Raw genomic sequence first — 17740 nt, 5'->3', positions numbered from 1 at the left:
CGCCAGGGCGCTGACATGAACCTCACCCATGTGGACCGCTCGACGCTCAAGGACCAGACCGTCGAGTTGCCGATCCAAGCAGTGCTCGATCGACCGACCGTACCGGCGACTTCGCGCGCGCCGCGGCTCTACGTCCTGGACCTTCTGCGTTTCCTCGCCGCCATGGCCGTCGTCGCGTACCACCTGTTGTTCGCCGATGCCCGAGAGACCTGGGCGGCCAACACTGCGGATCTGTTCGGCGGCCCACTGCGGCAGGCCGCCGGTTACGGATGGCTGGGAGTCGAACTCTTCTTCATGATCAGCGGCTTCGTGATCTGCATGAGTTCGTGGGGCCGATCATTGAGTGACTTTTTCACCTCGCGGGTCACCCGGCTGATGCCGGCGTATCTGTTCGCGGTCCTCCTGACCGCATCGGTGCTCATGCTGTGGCCACAGTCCGGCGAGAAGGCACCCGACCTTCGGCAGGTAATCGGCAACCTCACCATGACGCAGAACCTGCTGCAATTGAATAACCTCGATGAGCCATACTGGACGCTGCTGATCGAGCTCAAGTTCTACCTGCTGTTCCTGACCGTTGTCGCGTTCGGCGTCACGTACCGCCGGGTCCTCCTGTTCTGCATGGTCTGGACGACCCTCGCACTCATCGCGTACAGCTCCGATTTCAAGCCTCTGACGTTGATCCTCGAGCCACGATTCGCGTCGTACTTCGTCGCCGGAATGGCGCTCTACCTCATGCACCGGTTCGGGCAGAGCCTCCTGCTCTGGTGCATCGTCGGCTTCTCTTTCGCGATCAATGCCGTCATGTTGGATGCCCGGATCGCCCCACTCGTGAAGGCTGGCGTACCGATGTCGTGGAAGGCGTCACTCGCCCTGGTTGCCTTCTTCTACATCCTCATGATCGGTATCGCGCTGGGTTGGTTCGCAAGGATCCAGTGGCGAGGGCTGGCGACCATCGGCGCTCTCACCTATCCGCTCTATCTGATCCACTCGGCCAACGGGCGCACCGTCATCCGTCATCTGCGCGACGATGCGCCTCCGTGGCTGCTTCTGTGCGGCGTCGTCGGCGCGACGTTGCTCCTGGCCTACGTCGTGCACGTGTTCGTGGAGAGGCCGCTGAGCCGAGCATTGCGAGACGGCTTGAAGAGCAGCTTCCAGAAGGTTCGTGCCGCCTCGGATTCCACGGAGGACACTGCCGGCACGGTCCCGCCCCCGGGCGATCAGCCCGCCCACCGGCAGCCCCACCCAGTCTCGTGATCAGCTGATCACTGCGACCCGCGTTCCTCAGAAGCGCGCGTTGTCACGAATAGAGTTGATCACACGCCGAAGGGTGTCCATGTACGCCGTCGGCGCGGTCATTCGCAGTACGAGTTGGCGGTCGATCGCACCGTCCGGATCCGACCGCCAGAATGCGACCACAACGACGCCATACCTCTCAGCGCCGTTCAGCTTCAGGGTTTCGACCAGAACGACGTACTGCCCGGCGCTGCGCCACTGAAGCCCCCACGCCTCCTCCGCCTTACGCAGGGTGACACGCCGCTCGTCGTTGCATTCACGACATTCGCGGACGATCAGCTCGCCGCCAATTTCGGAGTTGTCCCCGATTGAGGTGCCGCAGTTGTACTCGACCTGCCCTTCGGCGCTGCCCCCGGGCGCGCACGCCCAGTCAGCTGGCACCGCGAAGTCGAAGTCCAGACCATCAAGGCTGAGTACTCGTACCGCGTCGCCGCTCGCGAAGACCGGCCACCTGGGCCAGTCTCCCGGTCGGGGCGGTTCCAGGCCCGGCTGCTGGGGCGGGCTGGTCGGCAACGAGGCGGTCGCGCCGGTCTGGGCCACGCCGGTCGGCGTGGGGCTCGCCGTCGGTACGGACGGACCCCGGAGGCTACTCCACGCGAAAGCGCCCCCGCCGACGACGAGCACCAGCACCACGGCGGCGAGCGCGACCCAGAGCCCGGTACGGCTCTTCCGTGGCGGCGAGGGGCGGATCCGTTGAGTCGGCGAACTGAACGGGTCGTACGTCGGCGCGACGAAGCTGTCCGGGCTCGGACTGCCGCTCGCCGGGGAGGTGTGCGCGTCCGGCGGTGAGGACGTCACCGCCGCGGGCGAAATAGGTACGCCGGAGATGGGGTGCGGGACCGCCGAGACCAACTGACCGGGGACCGGGCCGGACTGCACCGCCCACGGGGCCTGCGGGCCACCGGATACGGGCTGCGGCGGACCCGACACCGGCGGCACGGACGCCGCCGGCGGGGCAGAGGCCGGCGGGGCGGACACCGCCGGCGGGGCGGACACCGCTGGCGGGGCGGAGACCGAGGGCGGCGCGGAGGTTGGTGGGGCCGCCGTCGGCGCGGGGGTGTAGTCGACGCCGAGGGCCCGGAGCAGCTTCTCGGCACCGGGGCCCGCCTCGGCGGGGTAGGCCACCCACGGCGCGGCGGCGGAGAAGTCGGCGTACGTGTAGGGCATCGGATCGGCCGACCGGGCCAGCAGGTCGGCGGCCGCGGCGAACGCCTCGCGCCAGCCGGGTGTGGCGGCCACGGGGGCGTCGAGCACCGCAACGGTGACGAATCGGCCCTGCTCGTCGATTGCGGCCCATGCTTTCCCCACCGGAGACCCGCCGAGCGCGTGGGTGTACCTGTAGGGGCCTTCCGGCTGCATGCGCACTCCTCCGTTGAACCGCCGTGCGGATAGTACCGACCGTCGGCCAACCCGGCCTGCCCCGCCCGGGACCGCCGGCGGCGACCGCGACCGCTTGCCAGTGAAAGTTCTCATGCATAGAGTCAGAACATGAATGAAGGAGCTGTCGAGGCACCCGCTGACCGGGTGCTCGACCTGTTCCAAGGGGTGCGGCTCACCCCCACCCAGCGTCGGATCGCGCACTGCCTGGTGCAGCACGCCCCCACCGTCGCCTACCTGTCCGCCGCCGAGGTCGCCGAACTGGCCGGGGTCAGCCAACCGTCGGTCACCCGGTTCGCCGTCGCGCTCGGCCACGACGGCTACCCGGCGCTGCGCCGCCGGCTGCGGGACCTGACCACCGCGACCCCGGGCGGACCGACGGACGCCGGCAACGAGCTCCAACAGGCGGTACGCGCCGAGATGGACAACCTGGACCGACTGGCCGGTCAGCTCGCCGACCGCGCCCGGATCGCCGAGACCGGGCGGTTGCTCGCCGCCAGTCGCCCACTGCCGGTGCTCGGCCTGCGTGCCGCCGCGCCGCTGGCCGCGTACTTCGCCTACTTCGCGGCCAAGGTGCACCCGGACGTACGGGTCCTCGACGACGGCGGCAGCCTGCTCACCGACCGCCTGGAGCAGGCCGCCGAGGCCGGGGCATCCGCCGTTCTCGCCTTCGTGCTGCCCCGCTACCCCCGGGAGACCCTGGACGCGCTGCGCGACGCCCGGCACGCCGGGTTGACCGTGGTGGCGATCACCGACTCGCCGGTCAGCCCGGCCACCGACCACGCCGACGTGGTGCTCGCCGCCGCGGTCGGCGCGCAACTCGTCTTCGACCTGCACACCGCACCGATGACCCTGGCCATGGTGCTGTTGCAGGCGATCTGCGACGCCGCGCCGGCCGACACCCAGCGCCGACTGGAGGCGTTCGAAGCCTCGGCGGCCCGCCGACAGTTGTTCCTCGGTTGACCGGAGGAGAGCCAGAGATGACCCAGCCCATTCGTGCCGCACGGGGCAGCCAGCTCACCACCCGCGGGTGGCAGCAGGAAGCCGCCCTGCGGATGTTGATGAACAACCTCGACCCCGAGGTGGCCGAACGCCCCGACGACCTCGTGGTCTACGGCGGCACCGGCAAGGCGGCGCGGGACTGGCCGTCGTACCACGCGTTGGTCCGCACGCTGACCGACCTGCGCGAGGACGAGACGATGCTGGTGCAGTCCGGTCGTCCGGTCGGCGTGATGCGTACCCACGAGTGGGCGCCTCGGGTGCTGCTGGCCAACTCGAACCTGGTCGGCGACTGGGCGACCTGGCCGGAGTTCCGCCGCCTCGAACAGCTCGGCCTGACCATGTACGGGCAGATGACCGCCGGTTCGTGGATCTACATCGGCACGCAGGGCATCCTCCAGGGCACCTACGAGACGTTCGCGGCGGTGGCCGCGAAGAGGTTCGCGGGCACCCTCGCCGGGACGCTGACGCTCACCGCCGGCTGCGGCGGGATGGGCGGCGCGCAACCGCTCGCGGTCACCATGAACGGCGGCGTCTGCCTGATCGTCGACGTGGACCGCACCCGGCTCGACCGTCGGGTGCACGACCGTTACCTGGATGAGGTCGCCGACTCCCTGGACGACGCGGTGCGGCGGGTGCTCGCCGCGAAGCGGGACGGGCGCGCGCTCTCCGTCGGTGTGGTCGGCAACGCGGCGGTGGTCTTCCCCGAACTCCTGGTCCGGGGCGTGGAGATCGACATCGTGACCGACCAGACCAGCGCGCACGACCCGCTGTCGTACCTGCCGGTGGGGGTGGAGTTGGCCGACGCCCGGGAGTACGCGGCGGCGAAGCCGGCCGAGTTCACCGACCGGGCCCGCGCGTCGATGGCCCGGCACGTGGCCGCGATGGTCGGTTTCCTCGACGCCGGCGCGGAGGTGTTCGACTACGGCAACTCGATCCGGGGTGAGGCGCAGCTCGCCGGCTATCAGCGCGCCTTCGACTTCCCGGGCTTCGTGCCCGCGTACATTCGGCCGTTGTTCTGTGAGGGCAGGGGTCCGTTCCGGTGGGCGGCGCTCTCCGGCGACCCGGCCGACATCGCGGCCACCGACCGGGCCATCCTCGACCTGTTCCCGGAGAACGAGTCGCTGGCCCGTTGGATCAAGCTGGCCGGTGAGCGGGTCGCCTTCCAGGGCCTGCCGGCCCGGATCTGCTGGCTGGGCCAGGGCGAACGGGACAAGGCGGGGGTCCGGTTCAACGACATGGTCGCCTCCGGTGAACTCTCCGCCCCGGTGGTGATCGGCCGCGACCACCTGGACACCGGCAGTGTCGCGAGCCCGTACCGGGAGACCGAGGGGATGGCCGACGGTTCCGACGCCATCGCCGACTGGCCGCTGCTCAACGCACTGGTCAACACGGCCAGTGGCGCTTCCTGGGTGTCCATCCACCACGGCGGCGGCGTGGGCATCGGCCGGTCGATCCACGCCGGGCAGGTGTGCGTGGCCGACGGGACGGCCCTCGCCGGTCAGAAGATCGAGCGGGTGCTCACCAACGACCCGGCGATGGGCGTCATCCGACACGTCGACGCCGGCTACGAGAGCGCCCGCGAGGTCGCCGACCGGACCGGCGTCCGGGTGCCGATGACCGAGGGCGGTACCGCGTGAGCGACGACCTTGCGGCCCGGTTCCGGGCACTGTGGGACGAGATCGCGCCGGTCGGGCGGGACGCCGACAGCGGCGGCTATCTGCGGTACGCGTTGACCGAGCCGGAGCGGGAGCTGCGCACCTGGTTCCACGCGCAGGCCGAACGGCGCGCCATGCCGGTCACCGCGGACGGCAACGGCAACCTCTTCGCCCACTGGGGTGACCCGGAGGCGTCCGACGCGGTGCTCACCGGCAGCCACTTCGACTCGGTGCCGCACGGCGGGGCGTACGACGGGCCGCTCGGCATCGTGAGCGCGTTCCTCGCCGTCGACGAGCTGCGCGCCGCCGGCGTCACCCCGGGTCGGCCGCTGGTGCTCGGTGCCTTCGTCGAGGAGGAGGGGGCGCGTTTCGGCGTACCGTGTCTGGGGTCGCGGCTGCTCACCGGGGCGCTGTCAGCTGAACGCGCGGCTGGCCTGCGCGACGCGGCCGGGGTGAGCTTCGCCGAGGCGCTCGGCGACCGGCCGGCGGGCGCCCGCCCGGAGTTGCTGGGCCGGTTCGGCGCGTTCGTGGAGTTGCACGTCGAGCAGGGCCGCGCGCTCGTGGACACGGACGCGCCGGTCGCCGTGGCCAGCGCGATCTGGCCGCACGGCCGGTGGCGCTTCGACGTCGTCGGCGAGGGCAACCACGCGGGTACCACCCGGATGGCCGACCGCCGCGACCCGATGCTGACGTACGCGTTCACGGTGCTGGCGGCCAACAAGGAGGCCCGGCTGCGCGGCGCGCACGCCACCGTGGGCCGGGTCGCCGTCGAGCCCAACGCCACCAACGCGATCCCGTCGAAGGTCACCGGCTGGCTGGACGCCCGGGCCGCCGACCCGGAGACGCTGACCGGGCTGGTCGACGCGGTACGCGGCAAGCTCGCCGAGCGGGCCCGCCGCGACGGTACGACGGTGACCGTCACCGAGGAGTCGGCCACCCCGGTTGTCGCTTTCGACGGCGACCTGGCCAAGCGGCTCGCCACGCTGCTCGACGCGCCGGTGCTGCCCACCGGGGCGGGACACGACGCCGGGGTGCTCGCCGCGTACCTGCCCACCGCGATGCTCTTCGTACGCAACCCGACCGGCGTCTCGCACTCCCCGGCCGAGGCCGCGACCGACGACGACTGCGCGGCCGGGGTGCGGGCGCTGGCGCGGGTGCTGGAGGAGCTGACATGCCGGTAGGCGAGGTGCGGCGGTCCCGACACGGCGGCGGTCGACCCCTGGTGGTGTCGCCCTTTGGAGCTGATGTCGCAAACGAATCAGACCGAGACCCAGCACCCACGCCCGCGTTGGGACCGACGCCCGCGCTGCCGCCGATGTCGCAGACGATTCAGCTCCAAAGGAGGCGAGCGGCATGACCACCGCCCGCTGGCTCGCCCAGTACGCCTGGCTGCCCGAGCACGCCGAACCGACGCCGGACGTGCTCATCGAGGTCGAAGCCGGCCGGATCACCGGGGTCACGCCGTTGACGCCGGGCAGCCGGCCACCGGCCGGGGTCGAGGTGTACGCCGACGCGGTGCCACTGCCCGGCCTGACCCTCCCGGGTCTGGCCAACGCCCACTCGCACGCGTTCCACCGGGCGCTGCGCGGGCGCACCCACGGCGGTCGGGGTGACTTCTGGAGCTGGCGGGACCAGATGTACGCCGTCGCGGACCGGCTGGACCCGGACACCTACCTGGCCCTGGCCCGCGCGGTCTACGCCGAGATGGCGCTCGCCGGGGTCACCTGCGTGGGCGAGTTCCACTACCTGCACCACCGGCCGGACGGCGGGGCGTACGACGACCCGAACGCGATGGGGGCGGCGCTGGTGGAGGCCGCCGCGCACGCCGGGATCCGGCTCGCCCTGCTGGACGCCTGCTACCTGACCTCCACGGTGGACGGTCGACCCCTCGCCGGGCCGCAGCGCCGCTTCGGCGACGGGGACGCCGGCCGCTGGGCCGAGCGGGTCACGGCGTTCCAGCCGACCGACGCACACGCCCGGGTCGGCGCGGCCGTGCACTCGGTGCGGGCGGTCCCCGCCGACCAGTTGCGCACGATCGCCGACTGGGCCCGGGAGCGGCAGGCGCCGCTGCACGTGCACCTCTCCGAGCAGCCCGCCGAGAACGACGACTGCCGGGCCGTGCACGGGCGCACACCCACCGCGCTCCTCGCCGAGCACGGCGTGCTCGGGCCGGCCACCACCGCCGTGCACGCCACCCACCCCACCAGCGCGGACCTGACCCTGCTCGCCGACAGCCGGACCGGGGTGTGCCTCTGCCCGACCACCGAGCGGGACCTCGCCGACGGCATCGGCCCGGCCCGACGGATGGCCGACGCGGGCATCCGGTTGAGCCTCGGCAGCGACAGCCACGCCGTGGTCGACCTGTTCGAGGAGGCCCGCGCGGTGGAGCTGGACGAGCGGCTACGGACCCGCCGGCGCGGCCACTTCGCGCCGCTCGACCTGCTGACGGCGGCCAGCGTCGCCGGACACGCCGCGCTGGGCTGGGCCGACGCCGGCAGGATCGCGGTGGGTGCCCGTGCCGACCTGGTGACCGTACGCCTGGACAGCGCCCGCACCGCCGGGGTGCCGCCGGTGGGCGCGTTCTTCGCGGCCGGCGCGGCGGACGTCGCGCAGGTCGTCGTGGATGGCCGGGTGGTGGTGGCCGAGGGCCGACACCTGACCGTCGACGTGCCGGCGGAACTGTCGGCCGCGATCGAGGCGGTGCTCCCCTCATGAGCAGCCTGCTGGTCGACAACATCGGGGAGCTGGTCACCAACGGTGCCGGCGAGGGCCCACTCGGCATCCGCCGCAACGCCGCCGTGCTGGTCGAGGAGGGCCGGGTGGTCTGGGTCGGGCCGTCCGCGTACGCGCCGGCCGCCGATCACCACGTCGACGCCGGTGGGGCGGCCGTGCTGCCCGGCTTCGTGGACAGCCACGCCCACCTGGTCTTCGCCGGGGACCGGGCCGCCGAGTTCGCCGCCCGGATGGCCGGTCAGCCCTACACCGGCGGCGGCATCCGGACCACGGTCGGCGCGACCCGGGCCGCCACCGACGACGAGCTACGGGCCACCGTGCGCCGGCTGCGCGGGGAGGCGCTGCGCCAGGGCACCACCACCATCGAGATCAAGAGTGGGTACGGCCTGACCGTCGCCGACGAGGCCCGCTCGCTGCGGATCGCCGCCGAGACCAGCACCGAGACCACCTTCCTGGGCGCACACGTGGTGCCCGCCGAGTACGCCGACCGTCCCGACGACTACGTCGGACTGGTCTGCGGGCCGATGCTGGCCGCCGCCGCACCGTACGCGAAGTGGATCGACGTGTTCTGCGAGCGGGGCGCCTTCGACGTGGACCACGCGCGCGCCATCCTGGCCTGCGGTCAGGCCGCCGGGCTGGGCGTACGGCTGCACGCCAACCAGCTCGGCCCCGGCCCGGGGGTACGGCTCGGCGTGGAGCTGGACGCGGCCAGCGTCGACCACTGCACCCACCTGAGCGACGCTGACGTGGCCGCGCTGGCCGGCACGGCCCACAGTGACGGGTCGGGCACGCGCACGGTGGCGACCCTGCTGCCCGGTGCGGAGTTCTCCACCCGCTCGCCCTACCCGGACGCCCGCCGGCTGCTCGACGCCGGTGTCACAGTGGCGTTGGCGACGGACTGCAACCCCGGCTCGTCGTACACGTCGTCGATGCCGTTCTGCATCGCCCTCGCGGTCCGCGAGATGCGGATGACCCCGGCGGAGGCGGTCTGGGCCGCGACCGCCGGCGGCGCGCGGGCGCTGCGCCGCGACGACATCGGTGTCCTCACCCCCGGCGCGCGGGCCGACCTCGTCGTCCTCGACGCGCCGTCACACCTGCACCTGGCCTACCGGCCCGGCGTCCCCCTGATCCGCCAGGTAATACGCAACGGAGTTCCGCAATGACGAACGTGACCATCCAGCCCACCGGGATCACCGCCGACGACGTGCTCGCGGTGGCCCGCGGCACCGCCACGGTCGTCCTCGCCCCGGCCACCATCGACGCGATGGCGACCAGCCGGGCCATCGTGGACGGCATCGAGTCGTCGGGCCGTCCCGTCTACGGGGTCTCCACCGGATTCGGGGCGTTGGCCAACACCTTCATCGCCCCGGAGCGGCGGGCCGAGCTGCAACACGCGCTGATCCGGTCGCACGCCGCCGGGGTGGGCGCCCCGATGCCGCGCGAGGTGGTCCGGGCCATGATGCTGCTGCGGGTCCGCTCCCTCGCCCTGGGCCGCTCCGGGGTCCGGCCGCTGGTCGCCGAGGCCCTGGTCGACCTGCTCAACCACGACATCACCCCGTGGGTGCCGGAGCACGGCTCGCTGGGCGCCTCCGGCGACCTGGCCCCGCTGGCGCACTGCGCGCTGGTGCTGCTCGGCGAGGGCTGGGTCCTCGGCCCGGCCGGTGAGCGGCAGGACGCGGCCGACGCGTTGACCGCCGCCGGGCTCAAGCCGATCGAGCTCGCCGCCAAGGAGGGGCTGGCGCTGATCAACGGCACCGACGGCATGCTCGGCATGCTGCTGCTGGCCATCCACGACGCGGCGCACCTGTTCGCCATGGCCGACGTGACGGCCGCGCTGGCCATCGAGGCGATGCTCGGCTCGGAGCGGCCGTTCCTTCCCGAGCTGCACGCCATCCGACCGCACCCCGGTCAGGCGGCGTCGGCGGCGAACATCCACCGGTTGTTGCAGGACTCCCGGGTGATGGACTCCCACCGCGACGACCTGGCGCACGCCGTGCAGGACGCGTACTCGATGCGCTGCGCGCCGCAGGTGGCCGGCGCGGCCCGGGACACCCTGGACTTCGTCCGCACGGTCGCGGCCCGGGAGCTGGTGTCCGTGGTGGACAACCCGGTGGTGCTGCCGGACGGCCGGGTCGAGTCGACCGGCAACTTCCACGGCGCGCCGCTCGGCTTCGCCGGGGACTTCCTCGCCATCGCCGCCGCCGAGGTGGGCGCGATCGCCGAGCGGCGGGTCGACCGGCTGCTCGACGTCACCCGCTCCCGGGAACTACCGGCGTTCCTCTCCCCCGACGCCGGGGTCAATTCCGGGCTGATGATCGCCCAGTACACGGCCGCCGGGATCGTCGCCGAGAACCGTCGGCTGGCCGCCCCCGCCTCGGTGGACTCGTTACCCACCAGCGGGATGCAGGAGGACCACGTCTCGATGGGCTGGGCGGCGGCCAAGAAGCTGCGGACCGTACTGGACAACCTCACCAGCCTGCTCGCTGTGGAACTGCTGGCCGGCGTACGCGGCCTGCAACTGCGCGCCCCGTTGGAGCCGTCCCCGGCCGGCCGGGCGGCCGTCGCCGCGCTCGGTGCGGCAGCCGGCGAGCCCGGCCCGGACGTGTTCCTCGCCCCGGTGATGGAGGCGGCCCGCGCCGTCATCGCCGGGCCGGAGTTGCGCGCCGCCATCGAACGAGAGATCGGCCCGCTGGGCTGACGTCCGTCGGGTCGCTGCCGCCCCGCCGCGGATCAAGCGGCGGGCGGCAGTACCTCGCGCCCGTCAGACGGCGGGCGGCAGCACCTTCGCGACCAGCTTGGCCAGCTCGCGCAGCGCCTTGCCCCGGTGGCTGATCGCGTCCTTCTCCGCCGGGGTCAGCTCGGCGTTCGTCCGGTCCTGACCGTCGCCCAGGAAGATCGGGTCGTAGCCGAACCCGCCGTCACCGCGCGGCGCGCGCAGCACCCGTCCGGACTGCCGGCCGTCGACGAGGTGCTCCTTGCCGCCGGGCAGCACCAACGCCACCGTGCAGACGAACGACGCGGCCCGCTGCTCGTCCGGCACATCGGCGATCTGGTCCAGCACCAGCTGAAGGTTGGCCCGGTCGTCGCCGTGCTGGCCGGACCAGCGGGCGCTGAACACCCCCGGCATCCCGTTGAGCGCGTCGACCGCGAGCCCCGAGTCGTCGGCGATGGTCGGCAGCCCGCTCCGCCGGCACCCCTCCCGCGCCTTGATCAACGCGTTCTCGCCGAAGGTCAGGCCGGTCTCGGGCAGCTCCGTGTACTGCTCGACGTCGTCCAGCCCGAGCAGGGCGATCCGCTGCGCGCCCAGCGCGCCGTCCAGGATGCGCTGCAACTCGACGAGCTTCTTGCGGTTACGCGTGGCGAGCAGGACCTTGTTCATGCGAGTGCCTTTCGCTGGGCTTCGGCCAACTCGGCGCAGCCGGCGACGGCCAGGTCGAGCAGACTGTCGAGCTGGTCGCGGGCGAAGACGCCCGCCTCACCGGTGCCCTGCACCTCGACGAAGTCGCCCGCGCCGGTGCACACCACGTTCATGTCCACCTCGGCGGCGACGTCCTCCTCGTAGCAGAGGTCGAGCCGGGGCTCCCCCGCGATGATCCCCACGCTGACTGCGGCCACCGAACGGTGCATCACCTTCTCCGGCTTACCGACCAGCGCCTTGCGGGCGGCGAGCCAGCCCACCGCGTCGTGCAACGCGACGTACGCGCCGGTGATCGCGGCCGTGCGGGTGCCGCCGTCGGCCTGGAGCACGTCGCAGTCGAGCACGATCGAGTTCTCGCCGAGCGCCTTGAGGTCGATGCTGGCCCGCAGGCTGCGCCCGACCAGCCGGGAGATCTCGTGGGTACGGCCACCGACCCGGCCCTTGACGCTCTCCCGGTCGGAGCGGGTGTTGGTCGCCCGGGGCAGCATCGCGTACTCGGCGGTCACCCAGCCGAGCCCGGAGCCCTTGCGCCAGCGGGGCACCCCCTCGGTGACACTCGCCGTGCAGAGCACCCGGGTGTTACCGAACTCGACGAGCACCGAGCCCTCCGGATGGGTGCTCCAGGCTCGGGTCAGGGTCACCGGTCGAAGTTGAGAGGGCCCTCGCCCGTCAGGTCGCGCCATGCCTGCACCCTATGCGGTGCGACGATCCACCTCGCTCGGGGTGTCCCGGGAAACGTCCGCGCCGTGCCCACGAGGAACCGGCGACCGCGGCGGTCAGACGTCGTAGCTGGCGCCGGGCCGGACCACCTCGAGCGGCCCGCTGTACGCGGAGGCGGCCGACTCCAGCGTGTGCGCCTCACTGCCCCAGGCGGCCACCAGGTGGGTGAGCAGCAGCCTGCCCACCGCGGCCTTGGTCGCCGCCTCACCGGCCTCCCGGCCGGTCAGGTGCAGATCCGGCGGATTGTCCACGCCGTCGAGGTAACTGGCCTCGCAGAGGAACACGTCGGCGTTCTGGGCCAGCCGCAGCAGCGCCTCGCAGGGCGCGGTGTCCGACGAGTAGCACAGCGATCTGCCGCCGTGTTCCAACCGCACGCCGTACGTCTCGATCGGATGGTTCACCCGGTCGACGGTGACCGCGAACGGGCCGATCGGGAAGGTGCCCGGTTCGAGCGCGTAGAACTGGTAGACGTCCTCCAACGGGCCGTCGTCGTGATACGCGGCGCTGAGCTGGTCGGGAGCACCGGCGGGCGCGTACATCGGCAGGGCCGGGTGGGGGCCCTCGGGGGCGTACCGGCGGACCACCACGTACGTCACTGCGTCCTGGATGTGATCGCAGTGCAGGTGGGTCAGCAGGATCGCGTCCGGGGCGTGCAACCCCGCGTACCGCTGGAGGCTGGACATCGACCCGGAGCCGAAGTCGACCAGGAGCCGGAAGCCGTCGGCCTCGACGAGGTACGCCGAGCACGGCGACTCGGGGCCGGGGAAGCTACCGGCGCAACCAAGGACGGTCAGTCGCATCGAGTCGTCTCGCTGTCACTGTCGGTAGCATCCATGCCTGCCACCGCTCCAGCCATGATCTCTACCGACGCGTACGCCACGCTGCGCAGCCTACGCTGGCGCACCCGGCGGCAAGAATCATCCAACGGAAGTTGTCACGAACGTGACACCCGCTCGTGGTAGCCGGGCAGCGAACGGGCCGCCGACCTATGTCGACGGCCCGTAGTCGGGAGACCATCTCGGTCAGGCCCAGAGCTGCCCCTCCAGGGCGTCCTCCGCATCGGCGAGCGTGCCGCCGTACGCGCCGGTGGACAGGTACTTCCATCCGCCGTCGCAGACCACGAAGGCCACATCGGCCCGCCGACCGTCGCGCACCGCCTCGTGCGCCACCGCCAACGCGGCATGCAGGATGGCACCCGTGGAGAACCCGGCGAAGATGCCCTCCACCTCCACCAACTGGCGGGTACGCAACACCGCGTCCCGGGTGCCGACCGAGAACCGCCGGGAGAGCACCGAAGCGTCGTAGAGCTCCGGCACGTACCCCTCGTCGATGTTGCGCAGGCCGTAGACCAACTCGCCGTAGCGCGGCTCGGCGGCCACGACCTGAATGCCCTCGACCTTTTCCCGCAGGTAACGCCCGGTGCCCATCAGGGTGCCGGTGGTGCCGAGCCCGGCCACGAAGTGCGTGATGCCGGGCAGGTCATGCAGCAGCTCCGGCCCGGTCGTCTCGTAGTGCGCCCGAGCGTTGGCCTCGTTGCCGTACTGGTAGAGCATCACCCAGTCAGGGTGCTCGACGGCGATCTGCTTGGCGGTCGCCACCGCCTGGTTGGAACCACCCGCCGCCGGCGAGAAAATGATCTCGGCCCCGTACATCCGGAGCAGTTGGACCCGCTCGGTCGAGACGTTCTCGGGCATCACGCAGACCAGTCGGTAACCGCGCAGCTTGGCCACCATCGCCAACGAGATGCCGGTGTTGCCACTCGTCGGTTCGAGGATGGTGTCACCGGCGCGGAGCCGGCCAGCCTCCTCCGCCGCCCGGACCATGAACAGCGCCGCCCGGTCCTTGATGCTGCCGGTCGGGTTGCGGTCCTCCAACTTGGCCCAGAGCCGCACCGGAGGCGCCCCGTCAGGAACCGTCGGGGAGAGTCGGGGCAGACCGACCAGCGGCGTGCCCCCACAGGCGTCGAGCAGGCTGTCGTACCGCGCCATGGCGGCCGACCTCAGCGAGCCGCGACAGCGGCGTGCCGGCCGGCCCCCGCCGCCACGGCGCTGTGCGAGCTGGCCCCCGCCGCCACGGCGCTGTGCGAGCTGGCCCCCGCCGCCACGGCGCTGTGCGAGCTGATCGCCGCTGCCGCGGCGAAGCCGAACGCGCCACCTGCGACGGCCGGCAGGATGGTGATGCTGTCGCCGTCGGAGAGCTTCGCGTCCAGCGCGCCGAGGAAACGGACGTCCTCGTCGTTCACGTAGACATTGACGAAGCGGTGCAGCGTGCCCGCGTCGGTGATCAGCCGGCCGCGCAGACCGCTGTGCCGGGAATCCAGGTCGGTGAGCAGGTCGGCGAGCGTGTCGCCGGTGCCGTCGACGACCTTGGCGCCGCCGGTGTAGCTGCGCAGGATGGTGGGGATGCGAACCTCAATAGCCATGATGTCGAACTCCTCGATCGGGTGTGCCTACGGTGACGGGACGAGACGGCTGCGGCGCTGACGGGTCAGCGGCCGGAACACTCGTAATCGACCGTCGCCGGGCTCTGCCCGAACATGTAGGACTGGACGGCGTGCGGGTCGACGCCGGCCTCCACGACACGGACCGGCTCCTCGGTGACCACGCCGTCGACGATCCGGAACGACCGGATCTCCTCCGAGTCGGGCTCACGGGTTGAGACGAGCAGGTAGTGCGCCCCCGGCTCACCGGCGAAGGAGACATCCGTCCGCGACGGGTACGCCTCGGTGGCGGTGTGCGAGTGGTAGATGACGACGGGCTCCTCGTCCCGGTCGTCCATCTCCCGCCACACGCGCAGGTGCTCCATCGAGTCGAACTCGTAGAAGGTCATCGACCGCGCGGCATTGTCCATCGGGATGTGCCGGGTCGGGGTGTCGCTGCCGACGGGACCGGCGACCACGCCGCACGCCTCGTCGGGGTGATCCCGGCGCGCGTGGGCGACGATCGCGTCGATGATCGACCGGTCGATGCTCAGCACGTGCACCAGCCTAACGCCTGCCGGGCGCACGCCGAAGTGGTGCCGGTCACCCCTAGTCGATCAAGGCGTTGAGCAGCGACTCCTGGAGATAGCCGAGATACGCGTAGACCGAAAGCTGGAACACGCGGCTGGAACCCGGGTCCTCAGCGACCGCGTCGTCCAACTCCTCGCCCAGATCCGTGCCGTCCTTGATCTCCAGACGGACGCCCATCGCGAGCCGGGCGTCGTTCAGCGCCCGCAACCACGCTTCGGCCGCCTCGGCGTCCAACCGCACCTCGCCGCCGGCGTCGTCCGGCAACGCGGCCAGGATGGCCCCCGCCTGATCGATCTTCGCGGTCTTCAGGTCGCCCTCGGTGTACCGGCGGAACTCGGCGGTGCCCGGCGCGTCCTGCGGGTAGACCGCCGGAAAGAGCCGACCGACGACCGGGTCGGTGTGGTCGAAGCCATCGGTGAGCAGACCCACCACCTCGGAGGCGACCTTGCGCAGCACCCGCACCTCGTCGACGGCGAAGACCGCGACGTAGTGCCCGGCCTGGCGGCGGAACATGCTCATGACCGGTCCACCGTCGCCCACAGCCCGTACGCGTGCAGCTGCGACGCGTCGTGCTCCATCCGCTCCCGGGCGCCGGTGGAGACCACGGCGCGGCCCTTGTGGTGCACGTCCAGCATCAGCTGTTCGGCCCTCTCCCGGCTGTAGCCGAAAAGCTTCTGGAAAACCCAGGTCACGTACGTCATCAGATTGACCGGGTCGTCCCACACGATCGTCACCCACTGCCGGTCGGACGCCGGCACCTCGTCAGTGTCCGGCGTCTCGACCGGTACAACCTGCGGAGCCGCCATGCCCCCCATCGTGCCACCGGTTTCCCGGAACCGAGGAACCGGAACGCCGGCCCGGCGTGGATCACCCACCCCGGGCGCTCCCGACCCGCCCCGGATGCCATCGGACCCCCGGTCCGGACCGGACCCGGACCGACCGGTGGGCGCGCCGTCAGGCGAGCAGGATGCCGTGATCGACTGCATCGGAGAGCACCACGCCCAGCGAGAGGCGGATCACCTCGAACCGTCGGGAGATCTCCCTGGACAACCCCAGCTCAACCTCGCGCACCGCGCGCTGGGACCAGGCCCGAGCCGCGCTGTGGTCGTCGTTGCCGGGGGTACGCCACCGCTGCCAACACCCGCCGGAGAGCGCCACCGCGACCGGCGGAAGCACCTCGGAACGGGACGCCGCCGGATAGCTGGCGACCGCGTCGATCGCCTCCGCGCCGGTCAACTCGGCCACACCGGCCGTGCTGGTGATCAAGAGCACCTTGTCCAACTCGTGGCCGGGCCGGTGATCGGCCAGCCCGTACTGCACGGCCGCGGCGATCCGGCGTCGCACGCCTTCGGCCGGTGGCGCGCCGAGCACCTGGGACGCGACGTCGGTCACGATGCCGCGCACCGCCTGATCGCACTGCGCGGTGGCCAACAGCGACAACGCCGCCATCTCCCGGTCGAGGAGATCCGGTAGGCCGGCACAGCCGACTCCGAACACGATCTCCTGAACGGCCCGCAGGTGGATGTTCGCCAACTCCAGGGCGAGGTGCTGGCGGATCCGCTGCGCACACGAACGGGCCTGACGGTCGAGCCGTTCGGACCAGTCACCCGGATCGGCGGCCACGGCGACGCGGCCCTGCTGGCCCGGCAGCATCGGCGGGTCGACGCTGGCCCGCTGCAACCCCTCACGCGACGCCCACCCCACCAACGCCCGGCGCAGGTCGGCGGCCGTGTCAGCGTCGTCGACCGGGAACCACCGCGCGCCGACCAGCGCCGGCACCGCGGCCAGCAACGCCGCCCGATGCGCCTCCACCGTCACCGCAACCGCATCCACCTCGGTCTCCGCACCCCCGACCGGCGGGACGGACGCCCCCGCGCCCTCCGTAGTCGCCGCGCCGTCGGCCAGCGGAGCCCAACCCGCCGCGCCGGGAGTGACCGCGAAGACAACCTCCACCGGGGTCGGGGCAACCTCGGCGAGCAGGTTCAACTCAGCGGCGGTGAACGCCTGGTCGGCGGCGATCACGAAGAGCAGCGCGCCGGCTCGGCCCGCCGCCTCCAGCAACACCCGGGTCCCGGACACGCCGAGGGTGGCGGTGTCCGGAACGTCGATCAGGGTGAAGTGCCGCAGCAGGGGCTCAGGCACGCTCAGCTCGACACGCCGGGGCGGGCGGGCCAGTGCCGGACCGGCGGCGTCGCGGTCCGCGCCGTACGAATGCGGTTGGCGGTAACCGGGCACGAACGCCGCCCGGGTGGGCACCTTGGCGTTGCGCACCACCAACCAACTGCCGGCCGGCACAGTGAGCATGACCGGGTCGAGCCCGAGCAGGGTGGCGAGCACGGCACGCCGCTCGGCACCAGCCGGGCCGACGGCGACCACACCGAGCGGCTCGTCCGGGGCGGGGCCGGCCACGCCGACCCGGGTGGGGAGCGGGCCGCAGGTGGGGAGATCGGCTGGGCCGGTCATGTCGTCCGGCGAGTCGACCGAGGGGAGAGGACCCTGCTTCATCAGGTACCTCCCGATGCAGGTGACCGC

Annotated in this window: 16 protein-coding genes and 1 pseudogene; 7 read left to right on the top strand and 10 right to left on the bottom strand. The window is 72.1% G+C overall.

The window, feature by feature from the left end; all coding sequences use genetic code 11:
- The first annotated feature begins 15 nt into the window (after window positions 1-15).
- Window positions 16-1254 (top strand): acyltransferase family protein, encoded by a 1239-nt coding sequence (locus EV382_RS31025; protein WP_130407764.1) that lies wholly within the window; start codon window positions 16-18, stop codon window positions 1252-1254.
- Between the two features lie 27 nt (window positions 1255-1281).
- Here EV382_RS31025 and EV382_RS31020 read toward each other — a convergent pair whose 3' ends face one another.
- On the bottom strand, window positions 1282-2652 hold the full coding sequence (locus EV382_RS31020; RefSeq protein WP_130407762.1) for a hypothetical protein: 1371 nt from the start codon (window positions 2650-2652) through the stop codon (window positions 1282-1284).
- 129 nt (window positions 2653-2781) lie between these two features.
- Here EV382_RS31020 and EV382_RS31015 point away from each other — a divergent pair, with 129 nt between their 5' ends.
- The 6 genes from EV382_RS31015 to hutH all read left to right on the top strand — a co-directional run bounded on the left by EV382_RS31015 (window position 2782) and on the right by hutH (window position 10758).
- The gene (locus tag EV382_RS31015; protein WP_130407760.1) at window positions 2782-3633 is read left to right on the top strand and encodes a MurR/RpiR family transcriptional regulator; all 852 of its coding nucleotides are present in this window, start codon (window positions 2782-2784) and stop codon (window positions 3631-3633) included.
- Window positions 3634-3650: 17 nt separating this feature from the next.
- On the top strand, window positions 3651-5309 hold the full coding sequence (hutU, locus tag EV382_RS31010; RefSeq protein WP_130407758.1) for a urocanate hydratase: 1659 nt from the start codon (window positions 3651-3653) through the stop codon (window positions 5307-5309).
- Window positions 5306-6508 carry an allantoate amidohydrolase gene (locus EV382_RS31005; RefSeq protein ID WP_130407756.1) on the top strand — a complete coding sequence of 401 codons (1203 nt, stop codon included), beginning with the start codon at window positions 5306-5308 and terminating at the stop codon, window positions 6506-6508. Before hutU ends, EV382_RS31005 begins: the two co-directional genes overlap by 4 nt.
- A 172-nt stretch (window positions 6509-6680) precedes the next feature.
- On the top strand, window positions 6681-8042 hold the full coding sequence (locus tag EV382_RS31000; protein ID WP_130407754.1) for a formimidoylglutamate deiminase: 1362 nt from the start codon (window positions 6681-6683) through the stop codon (window positions 8040-8042).
- On the top strand, window positions 8039-9223 hold the full coding sequence (hutI, locus tag EV382_RS30995) for an imidazolonepropionase (RefSeq protein ID WP_130407752.1): 1185 nt from the start codon (window positions 8039-8041) through the stop codon (window positions 9221-9223). Before EV382_RS31000 ends, hutI begins: the two co-directional genes overlap by 4 nt.
- Window positions 9220-10758, top strand: a complete 1539-nt coding sequence (gene hutH / locus EV382_RS30990) for a histidine ammonia-lyase (protein WP_130407750.1) — start codon at window positions 9220-9222, stop codon at window positions 10756-10758. The genes hutI and hutH overlap by 4 nt, the downstream gene beginning before the upstream one ends.
- 63 nt (window positions 10759-10821) lie before the next feature.
- Here the strand turns inward: hutH and rdgB are convergent, their stop codons facing one another.
- The 9 genes and pseudogenes from rdgB to EV382_RS30945 form a co-directional block, all read right to left on the bottom strand.
- Window positions 10822-11439, bottom strand: a complete 618-nt coding sequence (rdgB, locus tag EV382_RS30985) for an RdgB/HAM1 family non-canonical purine NTP pyrophosphatase (protein ID WP_130407748.1) — start codon at window positions 11437-11439, stop codon at window positions 10822-10824.
- Complete coding sequence (gene rph, locus EV382_RS30980; protein ID WP_130407746.1) at window positions 11436-12161, bottom strand: ribonuclease PH; 726 nt, start codon at window positions 12159-12161, stop codon at window positions 11436-11438. The genes rdgB and rph overlap by 4 nt, the downstream gene beginning before the upstream one ends.
- 93 nt (window positions 12162-12254) lie before the next feature.
- Window positions 12255-12998, bottom strand: a complete 744-nt coding sequence (locus tag EV382_RS30975; protein ID WP_130407744.1) for an MBL fold metallo-hydrolase — start codon at window positions 12996-12998, stop codon at window positions 12255-12257.
- A 222-nt stretch (window positions 12999-13220) separates the two neighbouring features.
- Window positions 13221-14186 carry a PLP-dependent cysteine synthase family protein gene (locus EV382_RS30970; RefSeq protein WP_130407742.1) on the bottom strand — a complete coding sequence of 322 codons (966 nt, stop codon included), beginning with the start codon at window positions 14184-14186 and terminating at the stop codon, window positions 13221-13223.
- Window positions 14187-14320: 134 nt separating this feature from the next.
- Window positions 14321-14620, bottom strand: a pseudogene (locus tag EV382_RS30965) (MoaD/ThiS family protein); the annotation flags it as partial.
- 65 nt (window positions 14621-14685) lie between these two features.
- Complete coding sequence (locus EV382_RS30960) at window positions 14686-15174, bottom strand: M67 family metallopeptidase (RefSeq protein WP_030487200.1); 489 nt, start codon at window positions 15172-15174, stop codon at window positions 14686-14688.
- Between the two features lie 52 nt (window positions 15175-15226).
- A complete protein-coding gene (locus EV382_RS30955; RefSeq protein WP_030331274.1) occupies window positions 15227-15727 on the bottom strand; it encodes a DUF2017 domain-containing protein in 501 nt (166 codons plus the stop codon).
- On the bottom strand, window positions 15724-16014 hold the full coding sequence (gene clpS, locus EV382_RS30950) for an ATP-dependent Clp protease adapter ClpS (RefSeq protein ID WP_030331276.1): 291 nt from the start codon (window positions 16012-16014) through the stop codon (window positions 15724-15726). The genes EV382_RS30955 and clpS overlap by 4 nt, the downstream gene beginning before the upstream one ends.
- Before the next feature lie 148 nt (window positions 16015-16162).
- Window positions 16163-17713, bottom strand: coding sequence for a P-loop NTPase family protein (locus EV382_RS30945; protein ID WP_130407738.1), 1551 nt, complete (start codon window positions 17711-17713; stop codon window positions 16163-16165).
- Window positions 17714-17740: the final 27 nt, after the last annotated feature.

The sequence above is a fragment of the Micromonospora violae genome, assembly GCF_004217135.1.
In the GTDB taxonomy this organism is placed as follows: domain Bacteria; phylum Actinomycetota; class Actinomycetes; order Mycobacteriales; family Micromonosporaceae; genus Micromonospora; species Micromonospora violae.
Note: the sequence above shows the minus strand (reverse complement) of the source record. Positions and strands in the feature narration are given on the sequence as shown.